This is a genomic window from Pseudokineococcus sp. 5B2Z-1 (assembly GCF_037482305.1).
Taxonomy (GTDB): domain Bacteria; phylum Actinomycetota; class Actinomycetes; order Actinomycetales; family Quadrisphaeraceae; genus Pseudokineococcus.
The window spans coordinates 488,475-509,807 of sequence record NZ_JBBHZG010000002.1 but is presented as its reverse complement, the minus strand read 5'-3'; the positions used below and the strand labels follow the sequence as shown (position 1 = coordinate 509,807).

At 78.9% G+C, this 21,333-nt stretch carries 14 protein-coding genes and 2 tRNA genes; 7 read left to right on the top strand and 9 right to left on the bottom strand.

Annotated elements, in window-relative coordinates; all coding sequences use genetic code 11:
• Positions 1–122 precede the first annotated feature (122 nt).
• Together xylB and WDV85_RS17070 are read right to left on the bottom strand one after the other, a co-directional pair.
• The gene (gene xylB / locus WDV85_RS06505; RefSeq protein WP_298802755.1) at positions 123–1,589 is read right to left on the bottom strand and encodes a xylulokinase; all 1,467 of its coding nucleotides are present in this window, start codon (positions 1,587–1,589) and stop codon (positions 123–125) included.
• A gap of 168 nt (positions 1,590–1,757) precedes the next feature.
• Positions 1,758–2,747: a cold-shock protein gene (locus WDV85_RS17070; protein ID WP_445263208.1), complete on the bottom strand. Its 990-nt coding sequence runs from the start codon at positions 2,745–2,747 to the stop codon at positions 1,758–1,760.
• Between the two features lie 329 nt (positions 2,748–3,076).
• Here WDV85_RS17070 and WDV85_RS06480 point away from each other — a divergent pair, with 329 nt between their 5' ends.
• Positions 3,077–3,343: a hypothetical protein gene (locus WDV85_RS06480; RefSeq protein ID WP_339569861.1), complete on the top strand. Its 267-nt coding sequence runs from the start codon at positions 3,077–3,079 to the stop codon at positions 3,341–3,343.
• A gap of 63 nt (positions 3,344–3,406) precedes the next feature.
• Here WDV85_RS06480 and WDV85_RS06475 read toward each other — a convergent pair.
• The 3 genes from WDV85_RS06475 to dcd all read right to left on the bottom strand — a co-directional run bounded on the left by WDV85_RS06475 (position 3,407) and on the right by dcd (position 5,850).
• Positions 3,407–3,493: transfer RNA gene (locus WDV85_RS06475), tRNA-Ser, on the bottom strand.
• Between the two features lie 93 nt (positions 3,494–3,586).
• Positions 3,587–4,990 carry a multidrug effflux MFS transporter gene (locus tag WDV85_RS06470; RefSeq protein WP_339569860.1) on the bottom strand — a complete coding sequence of 468 codons (1,404 nt, stop codon included), beginning with the start codon at positions 4,988–4,990 and terminating at the stop codon, positions 3,587–3,589.
• A 284-nt stretch (positions 4,991–5,274) separates the two neighbouring features.
• The gene (gene dcd, locus WDV85_RS06465) at positions 5,275–5,850 is read right to left on the bottom strand and encodes a dCTP deaminase (protein ID WP_339569859.1); all 576 of its coding nucleotides are present in this window, start codon (positions 5,848–5,850) and stop codon (positions 5,275–5,277) included.
• Positions 5,851–5,971: 121 nt separating this feature from the next.
• Here dcd and WDV85_RS06460 point away from each other — a divergent pair.
• A tRNA-Gly gene (locus tag WDV85_RS06460) sits at positions 5,972–6,042 on the top strand.
• Positions 6,043–6,119: 77 nt separating this feature from the next.
• Here WDV85_RS06460 and WDV85_RS06455 read toward each other — a convergent pair.
• Positions 6,120–7,001: a GTP-binding protein LepA gene (locus WDV85_RS06455; protein ID WP_339569858.1), complete on the bottom strand. Its 882-nt coding sequence runs from the start codon at positions 6,999–7,001 to the stop codon at positions 6,120–6,122.
• 239 nt (positions 7,002–7,240) lie between these two features.
• Here WDV85_RS06455 and recC point away from each other — a divergent pair, with 239 nt between their 5' ends.
• The 4 genes from recC (at position 7,241) to WDV85_RS06435 (ending at position 16,798) form a co-directional block, all read left to right on the top strand.
• Entirely contained in the window at positions 7,241–10,894 is a 3,654-nt protein-coding gene (gene recC / locus WDV85_RS06450; protein ID WP_339569857.1) for an exodeoxyribonuclease V subunit gamma, read from the top strand.
• The gene (locus tag WDV85_RS06445) at positions 10,891–14,697 is read left to right on the top strand and encodes a UvrD-helicase domain-containing protein (RefSeq protein ID WP_339569856.1); all 3,807 of its coding nucleotides are present in this window, start codon (positions 10,891–10,893) and stop codon (positions 14,695–14,697) included. The genes recC and WDV85_RS06445 overlap by 4 nt, the downstream gene beginning before the upstream one ends.
• A complete protein-coding gene (gene recD / locus WDV85_RS06440; protein ID WP_445263207.1) occupies positions 14,628–16,709 on the top strand; it encodes an exodeoxyribonuclease V subunit alpha in 2,082 nt (693 codons plus the stop codon). The genes WDV85_RS06445 and recD overlap by 70 nt, the downstream gene beginning before the upstream one ends.
• Positions 16,667–16,798 (top strand): hypothetical protein, encoded by a 132-nt coding sequence (locus WDV85_RS06435; RefSeq protein ID WP_339569854.1) that lies wholly within the window; start codon positions 16,667–16,669, stop codon positions 16,796–16,798. Before recD ends, WDV85_RS06435 begins: the two co-directional genes overlap by 43 nt.
• Before the next feature lie 121 nt (positions 16,799–16,919).
• Here the strand turns inward: WDV85_RS06435 and WDV85_RS06430 are convergent, their stop codons facing one another.
• Positions 16,920–17,156 (bottom strand): DUF6458 family protein, encoded by a 237-nt coding sequence (locus WDV85_RS06430; protein WP_298802739.1) that lies wholly within the window; start codon positions 17,154–17,156, stop codon positions 16,920–16,922.
• Between the two features lie 267 nt (positions 17,157–17,423).
• Between WDV85_RS06430 and WDV85_RS06425 the strand changes: the two genes are divergently transcribed.
• Positions 17,424–17,807 carry a hypothetical protein gene (locus tag WDV85_RS06425; RefSeq protein WP_339569853.1) on the top strand — a complete coding sequence of 128 codons (384 nt, stop codon included), beginning with the start codon at positions 17,424–17,426 and terminating at the stop codon, positions 17,805–17,807.
• Positions 17,808–17,849: 42 nt separating this feature from the next.
• Here WDV85_RS06425 and WDV85_RS06420 read toward each other — a convergent pair whose 3' ends face one another.
• Positions 17,850–19,547, bottom strand: coding sequence for a glycoside hydrolase family 13 protein (locus tag WDV85_RS06420; RefSeq protein ID WP_445263243.1), 1,698 nt, complete (start codon positions 19,545–19,547; stop codon positions 17,850–17,852).
• A 158-nt stretch (positions 19,548–19,705) separates the two neighbouring features.
• Positions 19,706–21,333: glycoside hydrolase family 13 protein (locus WDV85_RS06415; RefSeq protein WP_339569851.1), on the bottom strand; the 1,628-nt coding region annotated here is incomplete at its 5' end.

The window sequence follows — 21,333 nt, the reverse complement described above, 5'->3', positions numbered from 1 at the left end:
CCCCCCCCCCCCCCCCCCCCCCCCCCCCCCCCCCCCCCCCCCCCCCCCCCCCCCCCCCCCCCCCCCCCCCCCCCCCCCCGCCGGGTGGGCGGTGCGCGGCCGTGGTCGAGCTCGGCGCGAGGTCAGCGGTCGGTGAGGTCCCGCACCTGCGCGTAGCGCTCGCGGACGGCGCGGCCGGGCGCCGGGTCCTCCGGCGCGTCGTAGGCGACGCTCTCGCCGTCGCGCGCGCCCTCGCCCCAGGTCGGGGGCTCGTCGCCGCCGAGGGCGAGCCAGGCGGCCTGGCGGGCGGCGCCGTCGGCGACGTACTCCGCGGGCGGCGGCACGAGCACGGGCCGGCCGAGGACGACCGGGGCGATCCGCCGCAGCGCCTCCGACTTGGCCCCGCCGCCGACGAGGACGGCGCGGTCGACCCGCGTGCCCTGCGCGACGAGCGCGTCGACGCCGTCCGCGAGGCCGCACAGCAGCCCCTCGACGGCCGCGCGGGCCAGGTGCGCCGGCGTCGACGTCGCCAGCGTGAGCCCGTGGACGGCGCCCGTGGCGCCGGGGCGGTCCGGGGTCCGCTCCCCCTCGAGGTACGGGACGAGGACGAGGCCGCCGGAGCCCGACGGCGCCTCGAGCGCGAGCTCGGACAGGCGGCCGACGTCGACGCCGAGGATGCTCGCCGTCGCCGTCAGCACGCGGGCGGCGTTGAGCGTGCAGACGAGCGGCAGCTGGCGGCCGGTCGCGTCGGCGAACCCGGCGACGATGCCGCTCGGGTCGACGGGCGGGGTGTCGGACGGCGCGGACACCACGCCCGAGGTGCCGATGGACACGACGACGTCACCGGGGCGGGCGTCGACGCCGAGCGAGGCGGCGGCGTTGTCGCCCGTGCCGGCGCCGAGCTGCGCGCCGGGGGCGAGGCCGCCCTCGGCGCCGCGGCCGGCGCTCTCGGCCGGCCCGAGGACGCGGGGCAGGTGCGGGAGGTCCGCGCCCTCGTCGCGGCGCAGCGCGCGGCGCAGGACGTCGGGGACGTACTCGCCGGTCGAGGCGTTCCAGTAGCCCGTGCCGCTCGCGTCGCCGCGGTCGGTGGCGAGCGCCTCGAGCCCGGCCTCGGGGCCGCCGGCGAGCATCCACGTGAGCCAGTCGTGCGGCAGCGCCACCGCCGCCGTCCGCGCCGCGTTCTCGGGCTCGTGGTCGGCCAGCCAGCGCAGCTTGGTGACGGTGAAGCTCGGCACGGGCACGACGCCGACCTGCTCGGCCCAGGCGCGGCGGCCGGCCTCCTCGTCGCCGTCGCCGAGCTCGAGGATGAGGTCCTGCGCCGCCTGGGCGGACCGGGTGTCGTTCCACAGCAGCGCCGGGCGCACGACCTGGCCGTCGGCGTCGAGGCAGACCATGCCGTGCTGCTGGGCGCCGACGGCGACCGCCTCGACGTCCGCGAGGCCCCCGGCGTCCTCGACCGCCTCCTGCAGGGCGGTCCACCAGGCGGCGGGGTCGACCTCGGTGCCGTCGGGGTGCGACGCGCGGCCGGAGCGCACCAGGGCGCCGGTCTCGGCGTCGCGGACGACGACCTTGCAGGACTGCGTCGACGAGTCGATCCCTGCGACGAGCATGCTCACGAGCCTCCACGGGCGGCGCCCTCGCAGCGCCTGGGGGCCGGGCGCGACGGCCCGGGGCGCCGGCGTCGGCACCGCGACCAGCCTGCCACGCCCGCGTCGGGGAGCGCTCCCACGGGGCGTCCCACCCGGGCCCGCGCCGGTCGCGGGGCGGGCCGCCCCTCGTCAGAGCAGCTCGACCTTGTCCGCCTGCAGCCCGCGGTCGCTGCGCCGCACGCCGAAGCGCACGCGGTCGCCCTCCTCGAGGCCCTCGGCGCCGCGCACGACGGAGACGTGCACGAAGAGGTCGTCCCCGCCGGCGTCGGGGCGGATGAAGCCGAAGCCGCGGTCGGCGTCGAAGCGGGCGACGACGCCCTCGCCGCCGCGGGGCGTCGGACCGCCGGAGGCGCCCGACCCGCCGCGCGCCGGGGCGCCGCGACGGGGGGCGCTGCCGCGCGCCGGGCCGCGGTCCCGGCCCGCCGGGGCGCCGCCGGGACCGCCGACGAGGCGCACGTCGCGGGCCTGCGGGCCGCGGTCGCCCTCGACGACGTCGTAGGCGACGCGGTCGCCCTCCTCCAGCCCGTCGAGCCCGCCGGCGAGCGCGCGGACGTGCACGAAGAGGTCGTCGCCGCCGTCGTCGGGCACGACGAAGCCGAAGCCCTTCTCGGCGTCGAACCACGACACCGTGCCGTCGGCCCCGTCGGCCTGGGCACCGGCACCGGCACCGGCGGGACCGGCGGAGGCCGCGAGCGCCAGCACGTGCTCGGCCTGCGGCCCCTTCTCGCCCTCGCCGACGAGGTAGGCGACGCGCTGCGCCTCGACGAGGACCCCGGCCGTGACGACCGCGGAGCCGTGGACGAAGAGCTCGGCCCCGCCGTCGTCGGGGGTGAGGAAGCCGTAGCCCTTGGTGGGCTCGAACCAGGCGACCGTGCCGAGCGCGGCGAGCGCGGCGTCGGCCGCGACGTCCCCGGTCACCCGGACGCGCAGCGCCTGCGGACCGCGGGGCCCCTCGCCGACCTCGAAGTCGACGGCCTGGCCCTCGCGCAGCGTGCGGACGCCGTCGCGGGCGGGCAGCACCTCGGAGGCGTGGACGAAGACGTCGTCGGAGCCATCCTCGGGCGCGAGGAAGCCGAAGCCCCGCTCGGCGTCGAACCAGCGGACGGTGGCGGAAGGCACGAGGAGCTCCTGGGGACGGCGGGACGGACGACGTCCCAGTGTCGCCGACACGACGAGCCCGGCGAGCCACGGGCGGGGCGACGGTCGCGCCGTGCCGACGTCGCCGAGACGCCACCTCAACGGTCGGTGCGGGCGGGCTCCCGGAGCTCGGCCGGTGACACCGGCGAGCGCGCTGCCTCCCCTGGGCCGGTGGCCTCCGACGCCCTGCGTCGCCGCGGCGCGGCGTGCCCGAGCCGCGCCGGCGGCCCGCGCGCCACGGGTCGCCGCGGGAGGCGGCGGACTCCACGCGACGGGTCGCACGCCTGCCCGGTCGTCCCTACGGTGCGGCGATGACCTCCGTCGCGGCGTCGCGGCTGACGGGTGCGCTGACCGCCGTCCTCCACCTCGTCGCGCTCTGGCTCTACGCGTCGTCGGGTCTGCTCGCGCCGCTCTGGGCGGTCGTCGCCCTCCTCGTGCTCTGGGGCGTCCTCGCGGTGGTGGCGGTGCTGGTCCACCGCCACCACGGCGCCTGGTCCCTGCTGGTGCCCGTGGCCGCGGTGGCGGTCTGGTTCGGCGCCCTCACCGCGGGCGAGCAGCTCCTGGGGTGGACCGGCTGAGCCGCGCCACGGAGCCCGTGGGACCGCGGACCGCACCGCCGGCCGCGCAGCCATGGCCACGCGCGGAGGGCGTGGGATTCGAACCCACGGGACGGTCGCCCGCCCAGCGGTTTTCAAGACCGCCGCCTTCGGCCGCTCGGCCAGCCCTCCTCGCCCCTCGCGGGGCGCCCCGCCAGTGTGCCGGACGCGACGACGGCCGCCGCCCCGTGCGGGGCGGCGGCCGTCGTCAGAGCGGCGCGCGGGTCAGGCCGCGGCGGCGGCGACGCGGCGGGGCGTGCGGTCGTCGAGGACCTTGGGCTGCACGACGACCATGAGCACGGTGACGGCGAGGGTGGCCGCGCCGACCATGACGGCGACCATGCCGACGGCCCCGCCGCCGACCAGGCCGACGATCGGTGCGGCGAGGGCGCCGATGCCGAACTGGGTGCACCCGAGCACGGCCGCGGCGGTGCCGGCGGCCCGCCCGTGACGCGTGAGGGCGAGGGCGGGCCCGTTGGGCAGGACGAAGCCGATGGAGCCGAGCGTCAGCCAGAGCGGCACGAGGAGGCCGAAGAGGCCGCCCGTCTCCGTGGCGACGAGCACCAGCAGCGTCGCCGTCAGCACGAGCGCCGACGTGAGCCCGGCCTGCATGACGCGCACCGGGTGGAAGCGCTCGGCGAGCACGGGGTTGAGCTGCGTCGCCCCGATGAGCAGGACGGCGCCGCTGCCGAAGGCCAGCGCGTACTGCTGCTGCGAGAGGCCGTAGAGGTCCTGCAGCACGAAGGACGAGCCGGAGATGTAGGCGAACATGATGGAGAACGCCAGCCCGGCGACGAGCACGAGCCCGACGAAGCGGCGGTCCTTGAGCAGCGAGCCGTAGGTGCGGACGACGGACGCGGCGCCGCCGTGGCGACGGCGCTCGGGCGGCAGCGTCTCGGGCAGCAGCTTGGCCGCCACGAGCAGGAGCACCGCGGCGAAGCCCGCCAGGGTGACGAAGACCCCGCGCCAGCTCGTGTGGACGAGCAGGAAGCCGCCGAGGGTCGGCGCGACGATCGGGGCCGCCCCCATGACGAGCGTGAGCCGCGAGAGGGTGCGGGCCGCGGCGATCCCGCTGAAGAGGTCGCGCACGACGGCGAGCGCGACGACGGCGCTGGCCGCGCTGGCGACGCCCTGCAGGACGCGCGCCGCGGTGAGGAACTCGATGGTCGGCGCGAGCGAGCACAGCACCGACGCGACGGCGTGGGTCGCCACGCCCGACAGCAGCACCTTGCGCCGCCCGAAGCGGTCCGACAGGGGCCCGAGGACGAGCTGCCCGAGCGCGAGACCGCCGAGGAGCCCGGTGAGGGTGAGCTGCGCCTGCGCCTGCGTGGCGAGCAGCTGCTCGCCGATGTTGGGCAGCGCGGGCAGGTACATGTCGATCGTCAGCGGGCCGAGGGCCACGAGGACGCCGAGCGTGAGGATGAGGCGGACGCGCTGCGCCGTCGTCCACGAGGCGCCGACGTCGGGGAGCACCTCGTCGGCGCCGTCGTCGTGGGCGCCGTGGTGGTGCTCGGGGGCCGGCGGCGTGACCGCGTCGCGGACGTCCGGGCCCTGCGGCGGCGCGGTGCGGGCGGCGGGCACGCCCTGCCCGTCGAGCGGGCGGGTGGTGGAGCGGGGGGTGGCAGTCACGGTCTGCTTCCTGGGGCGGGGCGCGGACGCCGGCGGTCGGTCGGACGGTCGGCGGCTGCGCTGCTCACCTGGGAGGTCGAAGCCCGTGCCTGCGGCATCTGTTCCCGGAGCCGGCATCGCACCCGGACCGCCCGTCCGCCATGCCCCTTTCGCGCGGGTGCCGACGGCGTCACCCGGCGAGGTGGCAGCCCCTCGTCGTGGAAGAGCGCGACGAGGCGCTGCCACCTCGGCGTCCGGCGCGCGCTATCGCTGACGGGCGCGGACGCCGAGTCGGACGCGGGTGGTCAGACGCGGGTGCGGTGGAAGCTCTGGGAGGAGCGGCTCGCCGTCGGGCCGCGCTGCCCCTGGTAGCGCGAGCCGTGCCGGTCGCTGCCGTAGGGGTGCTCCGCCGCCGAGGAGAGGCGGAAGAAGCAGAGCTGGCCGATCTTCATGCCCGGCCACAGCGTGATGGGCAGCGTCGCGACGTTGGAGAGCTCGAGCGTCACGTGCCCGGAGAAGCCCGGGTCGATGAAGCCGGCCGTGGAGTGCGTGAGCAGCCCGAGGCGGCCCAGCGAGGACTTGCCCTCCAGGCGCGCGGCGACGTCGTCGGGCAGCGTGACGACCTCGAACGTCGAGGCCAGGACGAACTCTCCCGGGTGCAGGACGAAGGGCGCGTCGGGCTCGACCTCGACGAGGCGGGTCAGATCGGGCTGCTCCTGCGCCGGGTCGATGACCGCGTACTTGTGGTTGTCGAAGAGCCGGAAGAAGCGGTCGAGGCGCACGTCGACGCTGGACGGCTGCACCATCGCCTCGTCCAGCGGCTCCAGGACGACGCGGCCGGCGGAGAGCTCGGCGCGGATGTCCCGGTCGGAGAGCAGCACGCCCGCACGGTAGCGGGCGGCGGCGAGCCGGGGGGCCCGCGTCCGGCCCGGGCGGCGGACGTGCGGCGACGCCGTCGGCTCCGGGTACAGTGGCGCCCGCTCGCCGCAGGGCGGGCCGCACGCGGGTGTAGTTCAGTGGCAGAACTTCAGCTTCCCAAGCTGATAGCGCGGGTTCGATTCCCGTCACCCGCTCCGATGACGAGGGCCCCGACCGCACGCGGTCGGGGCCCTCGGTCGTCCGTCGGCCTCTGCGGCCCCGCCGCAGCCGCTCAGGCGGCGACGAGACGCCCGCCCACCCGCTCGCGGTAGCTCGCCGCGGCGTCGCGGAACGCCTTGAGCGCGTACGCCGGCACCTTGAGCCCCTCCTCGTGGGCCCACAGCAGCTGGGTCTCGAGGCGGGAGACGTCCTCGGCGCAGCGCACGAGGTCGTCGTCGAGGCCGAGGTCGACGATGACGCCGCCGAAGCGGGTGCGCTGCTCGGCGCCCTTGGCCCCGACGAGGCTATAGGCCTTCGAGCGCAGCACGCGCGCGAGGTGCATCTGCCACGGCGCGAGGGCCCCCGAGCGCACCATCTCCTCCGCGCTGAGGCGGTAGAAGGCGAAGTGGCCCGGCTCCTGGACCTTGATGGCGTCGACGACGGTGCGCTGGATCGCCGTCTCCCCCATCGCGGCGAGGCCGTCGCTCATGCGCCGGTAGGCGAGCATCGCGGCCTTCTCGGTCGCCGCGCCGGTCAGGTAGTAGAGGAGCCGGATGACCTCGTGCACCGGCGACAGGTGGGCGAGCGCGCCGAGGACGCGGACCCTCGCGGGCACGTCGCCGGTGTTCGCCTCGACCGGGGGCATGCCCAGGCGCTGGGCGAGGGTGTCGAGCAGGACGCCGTGGCGCTCCTCCTGCGGGCTCCAGACGTCGGCGTAGAAGCGGCGGTCCGTCTCGCCGACGTCGGGCAGCATCACCGCGAGCTCGAGCACGTTGCGCTCGACCTCCATCTCGACGCGCGCCATGTAGTCGAGCGAGGCGCCGAAGCGCTCGCGGACGGCGTGCGGGTCGCGCACCGAGTAGTCGGCCGACGCGAGGTCGATGGGCGGGTGCTTGTCGGCGAGGCGGTCGACGTGCTCGGCGATGCGGGCGGCGTCGGTCCTGGGGACGGACATGGCAGGGGGGCTCCTCGGGCTCTCTCGGCGCCGGACGGCCGGCGCTGCTCGTCCTCCCTTCGGCACCACGGGCCCCGGGGTTCACCCCCGCGGCGCTTCCCAGCCGACTGGCAGCCTCCGACCGCCAGCCCCGGACCGGGCGCCGGTGGGCCGTCGGCCCCGGCTGTCGGTCCCCTCTCCTAGCCTGCGCACGGCGCCGTCGGCCGTCCCGGCCCGGCGCGAGCGGGAGAGGGGGTCGCGTGCTCGTCGTGCACCGCAGCGAGAGCGCCGACGCGCTCGTGCGCGGCCTCGCGGCCGTCCTCGCCGTGCCGCCCGCCGACCCCTTCGCGCGCGACGTCGTCGCCGTGCCCGCGCAGGGCGTCGAGCGCTGGATCGCCCAGCGCCTCTCCCACGCCCTGGGCGCCTCGCCCGGGGGCGCGCCGGACGGCGTCTGCGCGCGGGTCGACATGCCGCGCCCGGGGCGCGTGCTCGACGAGGCCGTGGCCGCCGTGTCCGAGGAGCACGCCGCGGCCGTGGAGGCGTGGTCGGCCGGGCGGTCCGCCTGGCCGCTGCTCGGGGTGCTCGAGGAGGGCGGCACGCCGCTGGACCGCGCGCTCGCCGAGGACGGCCGGCGCATGGCCGCCGTCCAGCAGCTCGCCCGGCGCCTGGCCGCCTACGGGCGGGCCCGCCCGGCCATGCTCGTGGACTGGGCCGCCGGCGGCTGCTCGGACGGCGCCGACGGCGAGGTCCCCGAGGGCCTGCGCTGGCAGGTCGACGTGTGGCGGGCGCTGCGCGAGCGCCTCGGCCCCTCCCCCGCCGAGCTGCTCGAGGGCGCCTGCGCCCGGCTGCGCGCCGAGCCCGAGCGGGTCGACCTGCCCGACCGCCTGTCCGTCTACGGCCCGACGCGCCTGTCCCCCGCCCGCCTCGCCGTCCTGGGCGCGCTGGCCGCCCACCGCGAGGTGCACCTGTGGCTGCACCACGCGAGCCCCGCGCTGTGGGACGCCGTGGCCGCCGCGCCGGCACCCCGCCGGCGCCGCGACGACGTCGTCCGCCGCTCCCTGCGCGAGCCGCTGCTCGGCTCGCTCGGCCGCGACCTCCTCGAGCTCCAGCAGCTGCTGCGCCTGCACGGGCTGGCCGCGCCTCCCCCGGGCGGCGCGGGCCCCGCTGCCCCCACGCCTGCCGCGGTCGAGCACCGCGACGAGCACCTGCCGCCCCACCTGGAAGTCCCGGGCGTCGCGCACGCCGACCGCACGCTGCTGCAGCGCCTGCAGCGCGCCCTCGCCCGCGACGAGGTGCCCGTGGACCCGCCGCCGCCGGCCCCGGGCGACCGGAGCGTGCGCCTGCACTCCTGCCACGGGCGGGTGCGGCAGGTCGAGGTGCTGCGCGAGGCGGTGCTCGGGCTGCTGGCCGACGACCCGACCCTCGAGCCGCGCGACGTGCTCGTGCTGTGCCCCGACGTCGAGGCCTTCGCCCCGCTGGTGGCCGCGGCCTTCGGGGCCGGGTCGGTCGAGGAGGGCGAGGACGGCGCGCCGGGGCCCGGGGCCGCCGCGGCGGGGCACCCCGTCCGGCACCTGCGGGTGCGCGTGGCCGACCGCGCCCCGCGCCGGGAGAACCCGCTGCTGCAGGTGCTCGCGCAGGTCCTCGACCTCGTCGGCTCGCGCGTGCCCGCCACCGCGGTGCTCGACCTGGCGGGGCACCCGGCCGTCCGCCGTCGCTTCCGCCTCGACGACGACGCGCTGGAGCGGCTGCGCGGGTGGGTCGTCGCCGCCGGCGTCCGCTGGGGCCTCGACGCCGACCACCGCGCCGGGTGGGGGCTCGGCGGGCTCCGGCAGGGCACGTGGCGGGCCGGGCTCGACCGCCTGCTGCTCGGGGTGGCCGTCGAGGGCCTGCCCGCCGCGGCCGACCCGGCCACCACCGCGGACGTCGGGGGCACGGGCGGCGCCGACCTCGTGCTGGGCGGCGCCGTCCCGCTCGACGACGTCGACAGCTCCGACGTCGCGCTCGCCGGGTCGCTGGCCGAGCTCGTCGACCGGCTGGACGCCGTCATGCACCTGCTCGCGGGGCGCCGCGACGCGGCCTCCTGGGCCGCCGCGCTGGAGGACGCGGTGCTCGGCCTCGCCGCCCCCGAGCCGGACGGCCCGTGGCAGGCGGCGCAGCTGCACCGCGAGCTGGCCGGCGCGGCCGAGGGCTCGTCCGAGGCGCCGCTCGGGGCGGCCGACGTCCGCGTCCTGCTGGCCGACCTCCTCGTCGGGCGCCCCACGCGCGCCGGGTTCCGCACGGGCGCGATGACGGTGTGCACCCTCGTGCCGATGCGCTCGGTCCCCAGCCGGGTGGTCGTCCTCCTGGGGCTCGACGACGGGGCCTTCCCCCGGCGCAGCGCCGTCGACGGCGACGACCTGCTCGTGCACGACCCGTGGACGGGCGAGCACGACCCCCGCAGCGAGGACCGCCAGCTGCTCCTCGACGCCGTCGCCGCCGCCGGCGACCACCTGCTCGTCCTCGTCACGGGCGCCGACGAGCGCACCGGCGCCGCGGTGCCGCCGGCCGTACCGGTCGACGAGCTGCTCGACGCGCTCGACCGCACCGCCACGGTGCCGGGCGGCCGCGTGCGCGACGTCGTCACGACCACGCACCCGCTGCAGCCCTTCGACGCCCGGGCCTTCCGCACCCCGGCCGCGGGCCGTGCCGCCGGGGACGCCCCGGACGACGCGTCACCGGCCGGGTCGCCGGCGCCCCGTCCGTTCAGCTTCGACACCGGCGCGCTGGCGGCGGCCCGTGCCGCGGCCGGGCCCCGCCGACCCCCGCGCCCCGTGCTGGCCGCGCCGCTGCCCGCGCGCGCGCCCGCCGCGGAGGTCTCCCTGGCCGACCTGCGCTCCTTCCTGCTGCACCCGGTGCGGGCCTTCTGGCGCCAGCGCCTCGAGGTCTCCGTCGTCCGCCCCGACGAGGTGCCCGACGACGCCCTGCCGCTGGACCCCGACGGCCTCGAGCGGTGGGCGCTCGCGCAGCGGCTGCTCGACCGGCGGGTGGCGGGCGACGACGTCGCCGACCTCCTCGCCGTCGAGCTGCACCGCGGCGACCTGCCTCCGGGCCCGCTCGGGGAGCGGTACCTGCGCGGCGTCGGCGGCGAGGTCGAGGCGGTCGTGCGGGCCTCCGAGGCGGAGCGCGCGCTGCCGCCGGGTGCGGTCGACGTCGACGCCGACCTCGGCCCGCTGCCCGGCGGGGGGCCGCCGGTGCGCGTCGTCGGCACGGTGGGCGGGGTGCGGGGCGACGTGGCGCTGCACCTCACCGCCTCGCGGCTCGGGCCCAAGCACCGCCTCCTCGCCTGGCTCGACCTCCTCGCCCTGACGGCCGGGGCCCCCGGTCGCCCGGACGTCCTGGCCACGGACGTCGAGGGCTCGGGCGCTGCGGGCTCGGGCGCTGCGGGCTCAGGCGCAAGCGGCTCGGGCGGCGGCGCGACGTCCTCGTGGCGCGCCGTCGCGGTCGGGCGCGCCGGGGGCGACGGCGGGGCCGCCCGCAGCGTCCTCGGCCCCCTGGGCGTCGACGACGCGCGGACGGCCCTCGCCGAGCTCGTCGCCCTGCACCGCGCGGGCCTCGACGAGCCGCTGCCGCTGCCGCTCAAGACCGCCGAGGCCTACGCGGCCCGCCGCCGCGGCGGCGGCAGCGTGCTCGCCGCCCAGGACGCCGCCGCGCGGAGGTGGGACTCCGACCGCTTCCCGGGCGAGGCGGCCGACCCCGAGCACCTGCTGCTCCACGGCCGCGAGCTGCCGTCGGCCGAGCTGTGGTTCCCACCGACGGACGCCGAGCGCGGCCCTGGCTGGGCGCCCGACGAGCCGACGCGCCTCGGCGCGCTGGCGCGCCGCGTGTGGGACCGGCTGCTCGACGCCGAGGCCGGCGGGACGGGGGCCGCGGCGTGAGCGCGCCGTCGCCGGACGCCGCGGGCGACGGGCCCGCCGTGCCCCCGGTCGCCGACGCCCCTCTCGACGTGGCCCCTCTGGACGTGGCCCCTTTGGACGTGGCCCCGGTCGCCGACACCCCGGAGGACGACGCCCCGGTCGACGAGCCCCGCGCCTTCCGGCTCGAGGACCCGCTGCCCCGCGGCACGACCCTGCTGGAGGCGAGCGCGGGCACCGGCAAGACCTGGACCATCGCCGCGCTCGTCGCCCGCTACGTCGCCGAGGCGGGCCTGCCGGTCGAGCAGCTGCTCGTCATGACCTTCAGCCGCGAGTCCACCCGCGAGCTGCGCGAGCGGGTGCGCGCCCGCCTCGTCGAGGCCCGCGACGCCCTGGCCCGCGACGTCCCGCCGGAGGAGGAGCCCGACGAGCTGCTCGCGCTGCTGCGCCGCGGAGGCGCCGACGACGTGGCGCTCCGCCGTCGACGGCTGGCCGACGCCCTGGCGTCGTTCGACGCGGCGACGGTGACGACGACGCACGGCTTCTGCCAGCGCGTCCTCCTTACGCTCGGCGCGGGCGCCGACCACGACGCGCGCACCCAGCTCGTCGAGGACGTGCGCGACGTCGTCGACGAGGTGGCGCACGACCTCTACCTGCGCCGGTGGGCCGCGCCGGGCGCCGAGGAGCCGGCCCTCTCCCCCGCGGACTTCCGCGACCTCGCCCGGGTCAGCGCGCTCGACCCGGCCACCGACCTGCTGCCGCGGGACGGCGAGCCCGACGTCCCCGCGCTGCCCGCGCTGCGCGCCCGCGTGGGCCGCGCCGTCCGCGCGGAGGTGCAGCGCCGGCTCCGCGCGGCCGGGCAGATGGGCTACGACGACCTGCTGCTGCGCCTGGCGCACGTCCTCAAGGACCCGGCCGGCGGCCCCCGCGCCCGAGAGCGCCTGCGGGCGCTGCACCGCGTGGTCCTCGTCGACGAGTTCCAGGACACCGACCCCGTCCAGTGGCGGGTGCTGCGCGCGGCCTTCCACGACGCGCCGGCGGCGGGCGCCGCGGGGACGGCGGGTGGCGGCGTCGCCCGGGCCCTCGTCCTCGTCGGCGACCCGAAGCAGGCGGTCTACGGCTTCCGCGGGGCCGACGTCCGCGCCTACCTGGACGCCCGCGACGCGGCCGCCGACCTGCGGACGCTCGCCACCAACCAGCGCAGCGACGAGCCGGTGCTGCGGGGGCTCGACGCCGTCCTCGCCGGCGCCGCCCTCGGTGACGCCCGCATCCGCGTGCGCCCGCTCGGGGCCCGCTTCACCGGCCGCCGCGTCGCGGGCGTGCCGCCGGTCCGGCTGCGCGTCGTCCCGCGGGACGCGCTGCCGCTCACCCGCGACGGGCTGGCCCGGGTGCCCGGCATGCGGCGGCGGGTGGTCGACGACGTCGCCGCGCAGGTCGTGGCGCTCGTCGGCGGCGCGGTCACGACGACGACGCCCGAGCGGCGTCGCCGCGCGGACCACCCCTCGGCCGCTCCCGACGGCCCCGCTCCCGCCGGGGACGTCGGCGAGGAGCGGCCGCTCGCGCCGGGCGACGTCGCGGTGCTCGTGCGGACCAACGCGCAGGCCCAGATGGTCCGCGAGGCGCTGGAGCGGGTCCGCGTGCCCGTCGTCGTCGGCGGGCGCACGAGCGTCTTCACGACGCCGGCGGCCTCCGACTGGACCGTGCTCCTCGAGGCCCTCGAGCAGCCGCAGCGCGGAGCGCGGGTGCGGCTGCTCGCGCTGGGCGCCTTCGGCGGCCACGACGCCGCGTCCCTCGACGCGGGCGGTGACGCGCTCGTCGACGACCTCGGGCTGCGCGTGCGCGCGTGGGCCCGGCTCCTCGACGCCCGCGGGGTCGGCGCCCTGCTCGAGGCGGTGCAGCGGCCGCGGCCCGACGCCGCCGGCCTCGCCGAGCGGCTGCTGGGGACGGTGGGCGGCGAGCGCCGGCTCACCGACCTGCGGCACGTCGGGCAGGTGCTGCACGAGGCGGCCGTGCGGGACGGCCTCGGCGTCTCGGCCCTGCTGGCGTGGCTGCGCGAGCAGGTGGAGGAGGCCGGGCGCGACGGGGTCGTCGAGCGCAGCCGCCGGCTGGAGTCCGACGCCGCGGCGGTGCAGGTCCTCACCGTGCACACGAGCAAGGGCCTCGAGTTCCCCGCCATCCTCGTGCCCTTCGCGTGGGACATGTGGCAGAACAGCAAGCCGTCCACGGCCCTCGTCCACGACGCCGACGGGCGCCGGTGCCGCGACGTCGGGGGCCCGGGCGCGCCGGGGTGGGCCGAGCACGTGCGCGAGCACCACCGCTCGGAGTCCGACGAGGAGCTGCGCCTCGCGTACGTGGCGCTGACCCGCGCCGCGAGCCACCTCACGGCCTGGTGGGCGGGGACGACGAACACCGGCCGCGGCCCGCTGCACCGGCTGCTGCTGCACCGCCCCGCGGGCGTCGGGGCGCCCGACCTCCCCGGGTCGCCCGACGACGGGGTCCCCCCGGCCGTCGTGCCGGTGCCCTCCGACGACGACGCCCTGGCCGCCCTGGCGGTGCGGGCGGCCGCGAGCGACGGCTCCCTCGTCGTCGAGCGCGTCGCCGGCCCGCCCGACGGCCGGCCGTGGCGCGCGCCCGACCGGGTCGTCGACGGCCTGGCGGCGGCCCGGTGGACCCGGACCCTCGACGCCTCCTGGCGCCGCACCTCCTACAGCGCCCTCACCGCTGCGGCGCACGACGCCGGGCCCGCGCCCGCGGGCGGCGGCGGTGCGCTCGTCGAGCCGGAGGCGGCGGTCGAGGACGACGAGCGCCTGCCCGCGGACGGCGCCCCCACCCGCGCCGGGGCGGCGGGCGGGGCGGGCCCGGCGCCCGCGGCGGTGCCCTCGGCGTGGGACGCCCTCGCCGGCAGCGCGCGCTTCGGCGTGCTCGTCCACGCGGTCCTCGAGGAGCTCGACCCCTCGGCCCTCACCGCTCCCGACGGGGCTTCCGACGGCGTTCCCGACGCGGCCACCGACGGGGCTCCCGGCGGCGCTCCCGACCGGGTGCTGCGCGACCTCGTGGCCGAGCAGGCCGCGGCGCAGGGGCTCGCGCTCGACGTCGACGTGCTCACCGGAGCCCTCGACCTCGCCCTGCGGACCCCGCTCGGGCCGCTCGCGGGCGGGCGCCGCCTCGTCGACGTCCCCGCGCGTGACCGCCTGCCGGAGATGGACTTCGAGCTGCCCCTCGCCGGGGGCGACGACGCCGGGGCAGCCGCGCTGCGCCCCTCCCTCGCCGGGCTCGTGCCGCTGTGGCGGCGGCACTGCCCCGACGGACCGCTGGCCTCCTACGCCGACGCGCTCGAGCACCTCACCGCGGACGAGGGGCTCGTCGAGGCCGGGCAGGAAGGCGGGGCGGGGCAGGACGGCGGGCTGCGCGGCTACCTCACCGGCAGCGTCGACGCGGTGCTCCGGCTCCCCGCGGCCGACGGGGGCGACGCGCGCTACGTCGTCGTGGACTACAAGACGAACCGCCTCGGCGTCCCCGAGCGACCGCTGACGTCCTGGGACTACCGCCCGGCGGCGATGGAGGAGGCCATGGTGGCCGCGCACTACCCGCTGCAGGCGCTGCTGTACCAGGTGGCCCTGCACCGCTTCCTGCGCTGGCGGCTGCCCGGGTACGCGCCGGAACGCCACCTCGGCGGAGCGCTGTACCTCTTCGTGCGCGGGATGGTCGGGCCGTCGGCGGCGCCCGCGGAGGACGGCGCGGTGCCCGGCGTCATGGCGTGGGCGACCCCGCCCGCGCTCGTGGTCGCGGCGTCCGACCACCTCGCCGGCCGCGGGACGGCGCCGTGAGCGGCGACCCGCGCGCCGGGGACCTGGCGCTGCGCGCCACCGGGCTGCTGCGCGACTTCAACCGGGCCGGCCTCCTCCACGCCGCCGACGTCCACGTCGCCCGCCGCCTGGGCGCGCTCGCCGGGGAGGCGGACGAGGCCGTCCTGCTCGCCGCGGCGCTCGTGGTCCGCTCGACCCGGCAGGGCTCGGTCGTCGTCGACCTGGCGACGGCTCGGGACACGACCGCCGCGGACGACGTCGACGACGAGGCCGACGACGGCGCCCCGTCCACGGCGGACGGGCCGGCGGACGAGGGAGCGGCAGCGAGGGGCGCGGCCGACGCCGTGGTGTGGCCGGGCGAGGACTGGGCCGCCCGCGTGGCCGCCAGCCCGCTCGCCGGGGGGCCCCTGCGCGTCGAGGGCGGGCGCGTCTGGCTCGGCCGCTACCGCGACCAGGAGGAGCTCGTCGCGCGCGAGCTCGCGACCCGCGCCGCCGACGTACCCGACGACCTCGACGCGGGCGTCCTGCGCCGTGCCCTCGACCGGCTCTTCGACCCCGCGGACGCCGACCAGCGGGAGGCCGCCGCCGGGTGCGCCCTGGCCCGCGTCTCCGTCCTCGCGGGGGGCCCCGGCACGGGCAAGACGACGACGGTGTCGAAGGTCGTCGCGCTGCTGCGCGAGCAGCACCCGACGTGGCGGGTGGCGCTGGCCGCCCCCACCGGGCGCGCGGCCGCGCGGCTGGCCGAGGCCGTCCGCGACTCCTCGGCGAAGCTGCCGGAGGAGGACCGCGAGCGGCTCGGCGACCTGCCCGCGACGACGCTGCACCGCCTCCTCGGCTGGCGGCCGGACGCGCGGCACCGCTTCCGCCACGACCGCTCCGACCGGCTGGCCCTCGAGGTCCTCGTCGTCGACGAGAGCTCGATGGTCTCGCTCACCCTCATGGCGCGGCTGCTCGAGGCGCTGCGCCCGCACACGCGGCTCGTGCTCGTCGGCGACCCCGACCAGCTGGCCTCGGTCGAGGCGGGCACGGTGCTGGGCGACCTCGTCGACGCCGGCGCCGGCGGCACGCGCCACCCCCGCCTCGCCGACGCCCTCGCGCAGGTGGGTGCCCTCCCGGCCGACGAGCCCGGTCGTCGCGAGCCGTCGGACACCGACGCCCGGGCGACGCGGCCGGTCACCGTGCGCGACGGGGTCAGCCTGCTGCGCACCACCCGCCGCTACGCGGGTGGCGGGGTGGTGGACCGCCTCGCGGCCGCCGTCCGCGACGGGCGCGGCGAGGACGCCCTCGCCGTGCTGCTCGCCGGCGACCCGGACGCCGTTCTGCTGCCGACCACGGCCGACGCGGTGCCGGAGGCCGACCTCGACGACGTCCGCGACGACGTCGTCGACGCCGCGACGGCGCTCGGCGCGGCGGCGCGGGCCGGGGACGCCGCGGGCGCCCTCGCCGCGCTCGACCGGCACCGCCTGCTGACGGCGCACCGCGCGGGCCCGCGCGGGCTGCGCCGCTGGGGCGAGCTGGCCGAGCGCTGGACGCGGGCGGCCGAGGCGGCCGCGGGCGTGCCCCGCGTGCGCCGCGCGGACGGCCACCACGTCGGCGAGCCGCTCCTCGTCACCGTCAACGACCCGGCCACCGGGCTGTCCAACGGGGACGTCGCCGTCCTCGTCGACGACGGCGCGGGCAGCCTCGCCGCCGCCGTCGGGGCGCGGGAGGCTCCTCGCCTGCTCCCGCTGGGCCGCCTCCCCAGCACCCGGGCCCTGCACGCGATGACGGTGCACCGCAGTCAGGGCAGCCAGTTCGACGCCGTGACGCTCGTCCTACCGCCCGCGGGCTCTCCGCTGCTGACGCGGGAGACGCTCTACACGGCGCTCACCCGCGCGCGCGAGCGCGTGCGCGTCGTCGGCGACGCCGAGGCGCTGCTGGCCGCTGTCGCGCGCCCGGCCGCCCGGGCCTCTGGGCTGCGCGAGCGGCTGCGCCCCTCCCCCGCCNGCTCGTGCTCGCGGGCGCCACCGGCGTCGCGCTGCTCATCGCGGTGACGCCGTACGACGTCGTCCGCGACGTCGTCGGCGCGCTCGCCGCCGTGTCGCTGCTCGGGACGGCGGCGCGGCTGTCCGTGCGCCCCTGACCGGCTCCGCTCCGGCCCCGCTCGGCGGACCTGTTCGTCGGACGTGACCGTGCGCGGTCACGTCCGACGAACAGGTCGGCCGTCGAGGGTCCGACCCCACTGGCAGCTCTCGGACGAGGCCTCAGGGGCGCGGCGGCGGGTAGTCGCGCGGACGGCGCTCGTCGACGTACTCGACGCGGTCCGTCCGGTGCTGTCGCTGGGTGGTCTGCACGATGCCGAGCAGCAGCGCCAGGGCGCCGGCCGCGAGGCAGACGAAGCCGACGACGTTGAGGTTGACGCCGCTCACGGCGTCCGCGTCGACGGCGAAGCCGAGGATGCCGCCGACGACGAGCAGGAAGATGCCGAGTCCGATGCCCATGCCAGCTCCGTCCGGCCGCCGGGGCGGCGCTGTCGGGAGCCCGCCGGCCGGCGGGCTCGCTGGACGCCGATGATCGTCGCGCCGCCGACGACGCGCCACCCGGCGCTCACCCGTCCGGAGGTCCCCGGACGGGTGGCGCTGCACCTCCTCCCGTCGCCACGGCCTCCGCACAGCGGCGTCACAGCGGTCGCGCCGACGGTCCTCCTACCGGGGCGCCCGGCCCGCCGGGCCGCCGCCCGCACCGCCGACGACGACAGGACGAGGACCATGAGCCGGACCCCGCTCGCCCCCTCCCCCCGTGCCGAGGGCTCCCCCGACGCGCACCCGACCGCCGGGACCCGGCCGGAGCTCCCGCCCTGCGCGCCGCGGGTGGCGGAGCGGCGCGCCCGCCGACGTCCTCGTGCCGCGACGGTCCTGGCGGCCACGGGCGCCCTCCTCGTCGGCCTGCTGGGAGGAGCCGGCGCCGCCGCTGCCGCAGCGCCGCCACGGGCGGACGTCGCCGTCGCGGCCGCCGTCGCGGGCGTCCCCGCCTCCTCGGCCACGGAGGAGGCGGTGGGCGTCCGGCCCGGGCCGCCGCCCCCGCCTCCCGCCGCGCGGGCCACCGAGCAGGTGGCCGTCCTCACCACCCGCGACGACCTCGTCGGCGCCTGAGGGGCGCCCAGCCGGCAGCGGCGCCGGTGCGCGCCGGGTCGGTCAGCGCATCCACACCGAGGTGCCGGGCGCCAGGACGCCGCGGCCCTGCGCCACGTCGGACGCGTCCGGCGCCGCGTCGCTCGCGAGCAGCAGCTCGCCCGCCGGCAGGGCCACGTCGACCTCGGAGAGGTTGGTGACCGACCGCCAGCCGCCCGGCCGCTCGAGGTGCAGCACGTCGGGCGCGTCGTCCACCCACGTGAGGGCGTCGTCGTCCGTCGTCAGCTCCCGCCGCCGGCGCAGGGCGGCGCGGTAGAGCTCGAGCGTCGAGCCCGGCACGCCGTCCTGCGCGGCCGCCGACACGACCCCGAACCACGCGGGCTGGCGCATGCCCGGCAGCGCGCCGTCCTCGGGGCCGAAGCCGAAGGTCGGCCCGTCCTGCGTCCACGGCAGCGCGACGCGGCAGCCGTCGCGCCCCTTCTCCTCACCGCCCGAGCGCACGGCGATGGGATCCTCGACGGCGTCCCACGGGATGTCGGCGACCTCGTGGAGCCCGAGTTCCTCGCCCTGGTAGAGGTACACGGCACCGGGCAGCGCCAGCTCGAGCAGCAGCGCCGCCCGCGCGCGGCGCAGCCCGAGGTCGAGGTCGACCGGGTCGCGGCCGTCGCTCGTGACCCACGCCTTCGCCGCCTCCTGCGAGCCGACGCCCTCGCGCGGCGGCACGCCGAACCTCGTCGTGTGCCGCACCGAGTCGTGGTTCGAGAGCGTCCACGTCGCCGACGAGCCGGCCGCCATCTGCGCGAGCCCGCCGTCGATCGCCCTGCGCATCTCGCCCGCGTCCCAGCCGCAGGCGAAGAGGTCGAAGTTGAAGGCCTGGCCGAGGCCGAGCGGGTCGGCGTACCGCGCCCGCCGGTCCGGGTGCACCGACGCCTCGGCGACGGCTGAGCGGGGCGGGTCGTAGGCGTCGAGGACGTCGCGGCGCCACTGCGCGTAGACCTCCTGCACCTCGTCGCGGTCCCACAGCGGGTGGTTGCCGCCCTCGACCCCCGTGTCGAGGATCTCGACGTGGACGTCGAGGTGGCCGTCGACGTCCTTGACGAGGCCGTGCGCCACGTCCACGCGGAAGCCGTCCACGCCGCGGTCGGCCCAGAAGCGCAGCGTCTCGAGCATGTCCTCGCGGACCTCCTCGTCGGACCAGTCGAGGTCCGGCTGCTCCGGCGCGAAGATGTGGAGGTACCACTGACCGGGGGTGCCGTCGGCCTCGACGACCCGCTGCCAGGCGGACCCCCCGAAGATCGACCGCCACGAGCTCGGCGGCTCGTCGCCGCCCGGGCCGCGGCCGTCGCGGAAGACGTACCGGCCGCGGGCCCGCGAGCCCGGCGGCGAGGCGAGGGCCTCGCGGAACCAGGCGTGCCGGTCGGAGGTGTGGTTGGGCACGATGTCGACGACGACCCGGATGCCGGCCGCGTGCAGCGCCCGGACCATCGCATCGAAGTCCTCGAGCGTGCCCAGGCGCGGGTCGACGGCGCGGTGGTCGTCGACGTCGTAACCCCCGTCGGCGAGCGCCGAGGGGTAGAAGGGGCTGAGCCACACGGCGTCCACGCCGAGCGCGGCGAGGTGGCCCACGCGCGAGGTGATGCCGCGCAGGTCGCCGAGGCCGTCGCCGTCGGCGTCGGCGAAGCTGCGCGGGTACACCTGGTAGACGACGGCGCGCCGCCACCAGTCACGGGCCTGCGGGGCGGCGGGCGTGGGCGAGGTCACCGGGGCGCTCGCGGGGACGCGGCGGGCCGGGGCGGTCGTGGTGCTCACGGGGGTCTCCTGGTGGTCGTTCCGAGCGGGTGCGGTGCCGCGGCGGTCCCCCGGGACGCCGCGGCGGGGTGGCTCGGTCGGTGTGGGTCTGGTCGGGGTGGGTCGGGCCGTCAGCCCTCGAGCGCCCAGGCCGAGGCCGAGGGGCCGTGGCCCGGAAGGACGACGGTGCCGTCGCCGCCGCCCTCGGCCGGGCCGCCGACGAGCGGCACGAGCTGGGACGCCGACCGGAGCCCGAGCGCCGCCAGCGGCAGCCGGACGGGCTCGTGGTCGGCCCGGGCGACGGCGACGAGCACGCGCTGCTCGGCGTGCTCGCGCAGGTGCACGAGGACGTCGTCCCGGGCGGCGACCCAGCGCAGCCCGCCGCGCCGCAGCGCGACGGAGTCCCGCCGCAGCCGGCCCCAGGTGCGCACGGCGTCCAGCGTCGGCGCGTCCCACGCCTCGGGGCGGTCCCACGGCATGGGCGTGCGCGCGTGCTCGCCGTCGAGGCCGGTGAACCCGACCTCGTCGCCGGCGAAGAGGGTCGGCACGCCGGGCAGCGTCATCTGCAGCGCGAGGCCGGCGACGTGCCGGTCGCGCCCGCGGCCGGCGAGGTCGGCGAGGCCGCTGCGCCCGCCGCCCACCACCGTGCGGAAGCGCGGCGTGTCGTGCGTGTCGAGGTGCGACGTCGACGCCGCCCACGACCGCCAGGGCATCGCCGCGTGCACCGCGCGCATCGTCGCGACGACGTCGCCGCCCGGCTGCACCGGCACGGGCACGGGCCAGCCGAGGAAGCGCAGGCCGTGCTCCTCCCCCGGACCGCCGGGGTAGCCGGCGTTGAGCCACGCCCACACCGGCCGGGTGAACCCGGCGTAGTCCATGGCGCCGTGCCAGCCGTCCCCGACGAGGTCGGCGGAGGCGTCGTGGCAGTGCTCGGCGAGCATCCACGCGCCCGGGCTCGTCGCCTGCGCCGTCGCGCGCGCCAGGCGGGCCACCTCGACGGCGAGGTCGTCGGCGCCGAGGCGCCCGGTCATGTTGGCGACGTCGATGCGCCACCCGTCGAGCCCGCGCCGCAGGTGCTCGGCGACGACGGACCCCGGCCCGTCGACCAACCGCCGGCGCAGGGCCGCCGACGTGTGGTCGAGCTTGGGCAGGCTGTCGACGCCGAGCCACGTCTCGTAGCCGATCGGGTCGCCGTCGAGGAAGCGGTAGTAGTCCGCCTCCTCGGAGGCGGCGTCGGCGAGGGCGGCGCGGAACCAGGGGTGCTCGACGCCGGTGTGGTTGGTCGTGAGGTCGCCCATGACCCGCATCCCACGGGCGTGCGCGGCGTCGACGAGCCGGCGCATCGCCGCGTCACCGCCGAGCGCGGGGTCCACGTGGTCGAAGGTCACCGCGTCGTAGCGGTGGTTGGAACGGGCCTCGAAGAAGGGCGTCAGGTAGAGCAGCGAGGCGCCCAGCGACGCGACGTGGTCGAGGTGGGCGGCGACGCCGTCGAGGTCGCCGCCGAACCACTGCCGCCCCACGCCCGGCCCGCGGTGCACCACGGGGTCGTCCCACGCGGCGCGGTCGGCCCACGACGGCGTCTCCCGCTCCGCGCCGGAGCGGGCGAAGCGGTCGGGGAAGACCTGGTAGGCCACCTGGTCGGCCACCCAGGCCGCCGGCCCCTCGGAGGCCAGGAGGCGGAAGTCGGCGGCGTCCGTGACGTCGCGCGAGGTCACGCCCTCGCCGGTGAGCCACCGGTGCGCGGGCCGGCCCGCGCCGT